The organism is Mastigocoleus sp. MO_188.B34 (assembly GCF_030065675.1).
In the GTDB taxonomy this organism is placed as follows: Bacteria; Cyanobacteriota; Cyanobacteriia; order Cyanobacteriales; family Nostocaceae; genus Mastigocoleus.
Genome location: NZ_JASJDK010000089.1, coordinates 23,823 through 31,430, shown reverse-complemented (window position 1 = coordinate 31,430; position 7,608 = coordinate 23,823). Strand labels below are relative to the sequence as shown.

General features: G+C 35.8%; 4 protein-coding genes and 1 pseudogene. 1 reads left to right on the top strand and 4 read right to left on the bottom strand.

Features of this window, described 5'->3' with window-relative positions; all coding sequences use genetic code 11:
• Positions 1-440: 440 nt before the first annotated feature.
• From QNJ50_RS19470 to QNJ50_RS19455, 4 genes and pseudogenes are all read right to left on the bottom strand, one after another.
• Positions 441-2,198: an iron uptake porin gene (locus QNJ50_RS19470; RefSeq protein ID WP_300638304.1), complete on the bottom strand. Its 1,758-nt coding sequence runs from the start codon at positions 2,196-2,198 to the stop codon at positions 441-443.
• 1,306 nt (positions 2,199-3,504) lie between these two features.
• Positions 3,505-4,890, bottom strand: coding sequence for a cytochrome P450 (locus QNJ50_RS19465; RefSeq protein ID WP_300638302.1), 1,386 nt, complete (start codon positions 4,888-4,890; stop codon positions 3,505-3,507).
• A gap of 89 nt (positions 4,891-4,979) precedes the next feature.
• Positions 4,980-5,372, bottom strand: a pseudogene (locus tag QNJ50_RS19460) (ATP-binding cassette domain-containing protein); the annotation flags it as partial.
• On the bottom strand, positions 5,368-5,604 hold the full coding sequence (locus QNJ50_RS19455; RefSeq protein ID WP_300638300.1) for a hypothetical protein: 237 nt from the start codon (positions 5,602-5,604) through the stop codon (positions 5,368-5,370). The pseudogene QNJ50_RS19460 and the gene QNJ50_RS19455, both read right to left, overlap by 5 nt.
• 655 nt (positions 5,605-6,259) lie before the next feature.
• Here QNJ50_RS19455 and QNJ50_RS19450 point away from each other — a divergent pair.
• Entirely contained in the window at positions 6,260-7,588 is a 1,329-nt protein-coding gene (locus tag QNJ50_RS19450) for a hypothetical protein (RefSeq protein ID WP_300638306.1), read from the top strand.
• Positions 7,589-7,608 lie beyond the last annotated feature (20 nt).

Genomic DNA, 7,608 nt, shown 5'->3' with positions numbered 1-7,608 from the left:
TTAGAACTAGGACTTACGCAACTGGCATATTTTTCCTGTAGGGTGTGTGACGCTGTAAAAATACCTGAACGTAAGAATCAGACTTATAGCGTCACGCACCAACCACCAATTGTGACACTTGCGTAAGTCCTGAGAACATAATTGTTGCTTCTAGCAATAGGGAAATAGGGAACTCAAAAGTTATCAAGAAGTAGGGTGCGTTAGGCGCTCGACAATAGAATTTATTAGGTCACCTTTCAAAAAACACCTTAACGCACCGTCCAAAATCCCTCCCAAGCAAGCTTCAAATTTCGGGTAAAGAGAAATTCTTACAAGCTTTAATCCAACCTGGAACAAAAAATATTTCGTATTCTTTATATCGGTTGCGGTGCGTTACGGACTGTCGTCCTAAGGCACCCTACAAGCTAAAATTGTCATCATTATAGATACCTACCTAAACACTAAAACTCAAGAGTCATACGTATTGTACCTACATAGATTGTATCATTATCATCATTATGTTCCGGATTGAGAATTACAAACAAACCAGGAGTAATCGATAGATTATCGTTAACTCTATGGGTATAAAAACCTTCCAAGTGTAAGGATGTATCCGGATCTTTAAACTCGCCTCCTCCGATCCGAAAATCATTATTCATCACCTTTGGTGGTTGACCGACGATCAAGCCAGCAACATTACCTTCTTTACCAACATCAGCCCAAGCAAAGGATATAGCGTAGTTAAAAATCTCTGCATTGGGATTTCCGGGAAGGTCTTTAGCTGTAGCTTGAGTGAAACCAACCCAACTACCAATAGTGAAATTACGACTGGGACTAAATGTTACCTCTGCCCCATAGGAATTAGCAATTATACTTTCACTAAAATCATCAAAGGGATCGTCAGCCCTTCTACTACCAGTATTAGTATCAAGGCTATCAAAGGATCGCACATAAGTAAAACCCATGCCAAATCTTCTGTTGGGGACAAAAGATAAATTGACAATTGCACCATAGGGGGAGCGGGTAATTCCAGAATCAGGATCGTCAGCATCATCAATGGTGAAGCCTAATCCCAAACGAAAAGAATCACTAAATCTGTAGCTTGCACCTATACCTGCATCACCCCCCTGTCGCAAAATCGGATTTCTCCGTCCAAAACGGGAAGTAGCACCGGTACCACTATCTTGTAAATCTCCAATTAAGGGATTAAGTTCCCTAGTAAAGTCATCAATACCCCCACCACGTGCTTGAATTCTCATTCTCAATTTACGACCCACACGGAAACGATATTCTAACTCAGTTAAATCCACTTCATTATCATTATCTCCCTGAAATCCCAGACGAGCCATATTAGTACCGGTAGCCCGTTCTAAACGAGCAGTATCCCTTGCTTGTAAGCGCAAACGTAGGCGATCCCTACCGGTAAAACTAGTAGTAAACCTTAAACGCGTCCGGCTTCCTAAGGTGATGTTATCATCTATATCTTCATCACTATCATCAGCTCTTTCTTCGCCAAAAGCACCACTTAAGGCAAAAATTACCTCTCCAGAAAGCTTAACTGTGGTGCTAAATTGATTGGCTTCTAATTCTGCTGTCTTTGCTTCAAGGTTATCTATTCTTCCTGTTACAGCAATAAGTTCGGGTGCAAAATCTTTCTGTAATCTTTGTAGAGTAGCTAAATCTTCTTTTCTAATAGCTTCAGCAGTATTTGTAGCAATAAACTCGTTAATCTTGTCCAAACAAGATCGTAAACCAGCAGCAAATTCGTAACGGGTAAGGGGTCTATTCCCTCGATATGTACCATCGGGGTAACCAACCAAACAATTATAACGGCGATTTAAAGATTCCAGCGCAGAAAACGCCCAATCACCAGGTTGAATGTCTGATAGTTGAGAAACGGGTGTTAATTTTTGTTTACTATTTCCAGGATTATTTTCGCGATTATTTCGATCACTCTGACTTATTTTTTTGCGATCGTAATCTACTTGTGAAATTTTTTCAATTTCTAATGCAGCAAGATTAGCATGACCAGCACTTGTAATCAGAGAAGTAACAATGAAAACTTGAATGAGTCTGGTAATTTTGTTGGATATAGACTTTTGAGTTAAGAATTTTTTAGATACGAATTCTGGAGATATAAACTTTTGGGGTACGAACTTTTGAGATACGAACTTTGGAGAAATTGCTGACATCCATTCCACTAAATAATATTTATACATGAGACATCTCCAGGAACACCAAAACCACCAGTTGAAATGACTTTTAGCCTACAATTACAGAATTAATAATGCAAATCAAATAATATGAAAAATAAGTGTTTGAGATGTGTCTTGTCAAAAATAAATTAAAAAATAGTGTAACATCTTAAAAATAATCTAAAAATCATATAGTACGACACTTCTACACTTGTGAATTAATATTGTTATTTCAACTGACAATAATGTGGTACTAATAATTTTTAGCTAAGGACTTTTCAGGTATATGATAATAAAAAAAATTATTTGATTTATGTTGTCAGCTTCAATAAATAATAGAGAATATACTATCTCTGTTTTGTAATTTGTAAATCATCAAAAATCTATGAAGATAAAAAGGTTACAAAACTAGAAAAAATATAAGCTCGAAATATTGAGTAACCATTTCAAACTTAAACCTTATAATTACTTTCGATGTATTTTATCGTACATAAAAAATATTGGTATGAAATCAAGATTAAATAATAAATATTTAGGACTTACGCAACCGGCACATTTTTCTTGTAGGGTGCATGACATAAGCGAGTTAACCTGAACGTATTAATAAGGTTTCGAGTGTCACGCACCACCGGTGTATTGTGACAATTGCGTAAGTCCTGATATTGTCAGTGCTTACTTCATCCGTAATCTTAAGATATTTAGGAACAATTATAAAAAATAGGTGAAACCCTTATGATATCGAGATCTTTTCGTTTTTTAGTAGTTTCTCTCACTCATTTAAAAATGGGCGAACCGGAAGATATAAACCGATACTTATAGCGCTACGCGCAAGTAAAAAGTAAAAAGTAAAAAGTAAAAAGCCTAATACGTACGGCTTTTAGGGTTAATACATGTCCTAACGTAACTTCGTAGTGCTATATATACAAACTGCATAAATTAGTGGGACTGTCATCTATAAAAATATGTAGCACCAAACAAAAGACCTTAATTTCTTAGAAATAGGACTTATGCACTTTAGCACCTAGCGTAGCTATGGGTATTGTGAGTTCCTTTGGTACTTATTTCTAGTGATTTGGGATTGCTATAGCTCAACTCTTTTTCAAAAAAATTCTCTATATTTATCTCCTATATTTAGGAATAACAAGAAAAGAATATTTTGAGTTTATTTCTAAATTCTTAATCTATAAAATGCTTAGACAATGCTCAGATTGAGAAATCTTGGAAATTAATAAATAAATTCTTGACTCAAAAAAGTTTATTTTCCTACCTCTTTCATCCCCACCAGACATATGTTTGAGTGGGGGGATTTTCTCGTAAACAACCGATAGTTTTATTTACTTACGATGGGAACTGCAGACTTTTGAGGTACACGAACACCATTCATCTTCATCCTTACACCCCGCGCAGGTGCTATGGTAACGCCTCGACGCTGGGGCTTTTCTGGCTTATCATCCAACAATTCCAAGTTGTAACGAGAAATCGCGGTTGCTAATACTAGCTTCATTTCAAACAATGCTAGAGCATAACCAACACAGCGACGTACTCCTCCACCAAAAGGCATAAATTCATAGGGAGAAAACTGTCTTTCTAAAAATCGCTCTGGTTTAAATTCTTTTGAATCTGGATACAAATCTTCTCGATGGTGTAATAGATAAATACAACTCCAAATATAACTTCCAGATTTTAGTTTGTGTCCTAATAACTCAACAGGTTCTTCTACTTGTCTCTCAAAAGTCGTCATTGCGACAGGATAAATCCGCAAAGTTTCATTACAAACAGCAGTTAAGTACTTTTGTTTAGATATGGTTATAGGGTCGGGATTTTCTCCAAGACTGTCTAATTCTTCCAGTAATTTGGAACGTAAGATTGGTTTGTGATGAAGCCAATATAATCCCCAAGCCATTGCTGTAGCAGTTGTTTCATATCCTGCAACCAGCAATGTCATCATTTCATCCCGTAACTCTTGATCTGTCATGGAGTTACCTTCAGGATCTCGTGCAGACATTAATAATGAAAGAATATCAACCCGATTGGGATCGTTTAATTGGGAACGCCTTTCACTAATTTCAGCATAAAGTAATTTATCCAGCATTTCCCTTCGACGCAAAAAATTACCCCAAGGACTCCAAGCTCCTAAATCTTTTTGTAAAAAAGGGAACAATAGCAAACTAAAAGCCAAGGGAGAGCGGAATAAGTCCATCATCCCAATTATCCCACGCTTAATTTGTTGATAACGCTCTCCTTCATGTAAGCCAAATACAACCTGTAACATGATAGAGAGGGAAATATCTGATATGACATCACGAGCAGTGAAAGCTTTGTTTTGCGGTATATCACTGAAGACTTTATCCGTAATATTGCAGATTATTTCGCCATACAATTGCATTCTTTCACCATGGAATTGAGGCATTATTAACTGACGCTGGCGTTTGTGAGGTTCGCCATCGAGCAACATTAGAGAATGTTCTCCAATTAATGGTTTGAGTACCCCATCTGGATTTCCTGGTGCTTTAAAGGTTTTCCTATCATTGGAATATATTTCTTGAATTGCTTGAGGATGATTAACAAATATTATTGGTTCCTTTGCACCGAATATCTGAGCAGTAAATATATTGGGGTGCAACTTAACTGCTTGCTCCAGGAAACTTAAAGGTTCAGCAATCCATTGATAGCGTTGTTTAAGAACCGGGATACTAACAATATTTGGTAGGGACATAAAATTGCTGAGGCTGTATCAATGCCTTAAATATTACAAGATATTTATTTATGTTAACCGCTTAACAGGTTCATGTGAGTTGTAATTCGTTATTGTAAGCGTCCATCTTCCATTTCCACGATGCGATCGGCAATATCAAGAATTCGGTTGTCATGGGTCACTAACATTACAGAGCAACCTTCTTCCTTCGCTAGTTTTTGAATAATATTAACTACATCTCTCCCGGTTTTGCTATCCAAAGAAGCTGTTGGTTCGTCGGCTAAAACCAATTTAGGTTGAGCAACTAACGCGCGAGCGATCGCAACTCTTTGTTGTTGTCCCCCTGATAATTTTTCTGGGTAGGTATCGACCAAATCTCCTATTCCAACAGCTTTCAATATATTTTCAGCACGTTGACGATATTCCCACTTGGGAATTTCTGGATGCAGTTTCAGGGACATCCGCACATTACCGTAAGTAGTTAAGCATTTAAGTAAATTATGGCACGGAAATTTTAATTACATCTCCCTCAGGTATAATTCTGCCGAGGGCTACAACTCTACTTGAAGTTGGAATTTCTGTTTGTGTAGAAGTTTCAGGTTTATTATTTTGTGCTTGCAGGGAAGCGCAGGCTGTAGATAGACTGAGAAAAATAAAAATAAATGTACAACGAATAATATACCGCCAAAAAATAATAGATGCCTTTTGGCGAACCCTATTTGCTGGTAGAGACATAATAAATTAGTTCCCAATAGGTTTAGAGTTAAATATTTCTTGAGTTTTACAGTAGATCAATTTCGAGTTATATCGATAAATAAGTCAAATGAACAAAAAATTAGGAAAAAGATATTAAAAAAAACGAATACTATTTTTACATAATCTGTCTTAGAGTATTACTCTTGCAGATATATAGAAACAACAAGGAAAGCAGATTATAAAAAATCAAATTCTAAATATATCGAATTCTGAGTATATCGAATTTCAAATATATCCAAATTGTATTTGAGTAATTGAGCTAAGTATTATATGTAATACACATGAATTTTAGCAGTGTAAATCGGACTTTAATGCTGAATAGAGTCATAAAAATCCATGACAAAAGTCATATTAATAATATGAAGTTAGATATTTTCAATTCACAAAAGACTTAAAGCTATAGAGTTCTAGATTTGATCGCGTAGAACTACAAAGTACATAAAATTTATTATACCAAGTACTCCCCTCTAGTGCTTTACTTTTATTAAAATCCTTAAATTTACCTCCTAACTCCTAACTCCTGACTCCCGACTCCTGACTCCTAACTTGTAATTTTGTCGTAAATTAATTGTACGGAACATGTTTTGGTGGTGCAAAATCAATATAAATGTCACTGAATATTGATTTTTATCTTATGGGTATATTCTCCAATCAAAAACTTTGCTTAGGTGTCGCTTTTGCTGCTTTATTTGGGGTTACTTTAACCGGGAGTTATTTGCATACTCGTTCCCAAAGTATTTCCTACGCTCAAAGTCAACTTCAAACAAACAATCAAAATCAAACAAAAAATCAAAATTCAGTTACTCAAAGAAAATCTTCGCTGCAGTTAGCTGCAAATTATCAAAACAGTTTAACTGCTAACCCAGTATCTACAATCAATAGTAATCAACAAGAGCAATATACAGCACAAAAAAAATCATTCTCAAAAACTTACCAGGTAATTGATGAATTAAAAAGAAATAAGTTTAAGATTAACGGCGATCGCGTTTTTAGAACTGGAAAACTACCTAGAACTAAAGTAGATCTAAATCAATCAGACCTATTAACAGTTTTAGTAAACACCAGAAAATATTTCCAAGAACATAGTGACGCAGACCCAGATGTGCAGAGAACCGGAATACTCGGAACCCAAGGTGTAACATTACCGGATGTTCTCAAAACTTTGGATTTTATGATTGCAACATTACGCCAAGATATCGCTAATGGTAGACCGACACGCTTACAGGATCCTAATTTTATCAACAAGCACTTCAGAGTAATTAAGTGGTCTGCATATAATCCTAAAAATCTGCGGAGAAAAAATTTAAGAATTACCAAATATGCTGTTTTTTCCCATTCCGGTTCCCGGAAAAAAACTTCTACTTACGATACACCAATTTATAGTCTTAAGGACGAGTTAGCCACAGATAAATTTTATAAAAAATATACTAAACAAGATGTTTTATCAGGAATTTATGAGCGTGGTGGAAAAGAATTTGGTAAGGTTGAACCCCTTGCTTATCTTACTCGAGAAGGTTTAGAAGAAGCATTAATGCAAGGTACAATCCTGATTAATTTTCCCGACGGTTCTCAAGCATTTTTTAATGTAGATCGAAATAATGGAATTCCTTATGTCAAAGGGTTAAAAAGAAGAGCACAAAAACGTTACTGGTACTTCAGACAAGTTGATGCAATCAAAGGTTATGGTCATGAGATAGATGCAAAAATATCTGTCAAACCGGGAGTCACATTTGCTGGAGATGTCTTAAACGTTGGTTTGGGTAAAATTGTTGTCTTAGAATACACTAAAGGTGGTCGCAGAAGATTGAAAATGGGAGTTTTAGCAGATACAGGTGGCGCTTTCCTACCCAATCTTTATCAATTAGATTTTCTCGCCGGAATTTTTCCTAATAGACAAAAATTTAACGAAAATAATCGCAGATTACCAGCATATGCAAAAGCATATATCTTAGTAAAAAAATAAATAACCGTTATTGGTAATAG

Excerpts from the sequence above, each read along its gene's own strand:
- QNJ50_RS19470 (WP_300638304.1), bottom strand. The coding sequence starts at position 2,198 with ATGTATAAATATTATTTAGTGGAATGGATGTCAGCAATTTCTCCAAAG.
- QNJ50_RS19465 (WP_300638302.1), bottom strand. The coding sequence starts at position 4,890 with ATGTCCCTACCAAATATTGTTAGTATCCCGGTTCTTAAACAACGCTAT.
- QNJ50_RS19455 (WP_300638300.1), bottom strand. The coding sequence starts at position 5,604 with ATGTCTCTACCAGCAAATAGGGTTCGCCAAAAGGCATCTATTATTTTT.
- QNJ50_RS19450 (WP_300638306.1), top strand. The coding sequence starts at position 6,260 with ATGGGTATATTCTCCAATCAAAAACTTTGCTTAGGTGTCGCTTTTGCT.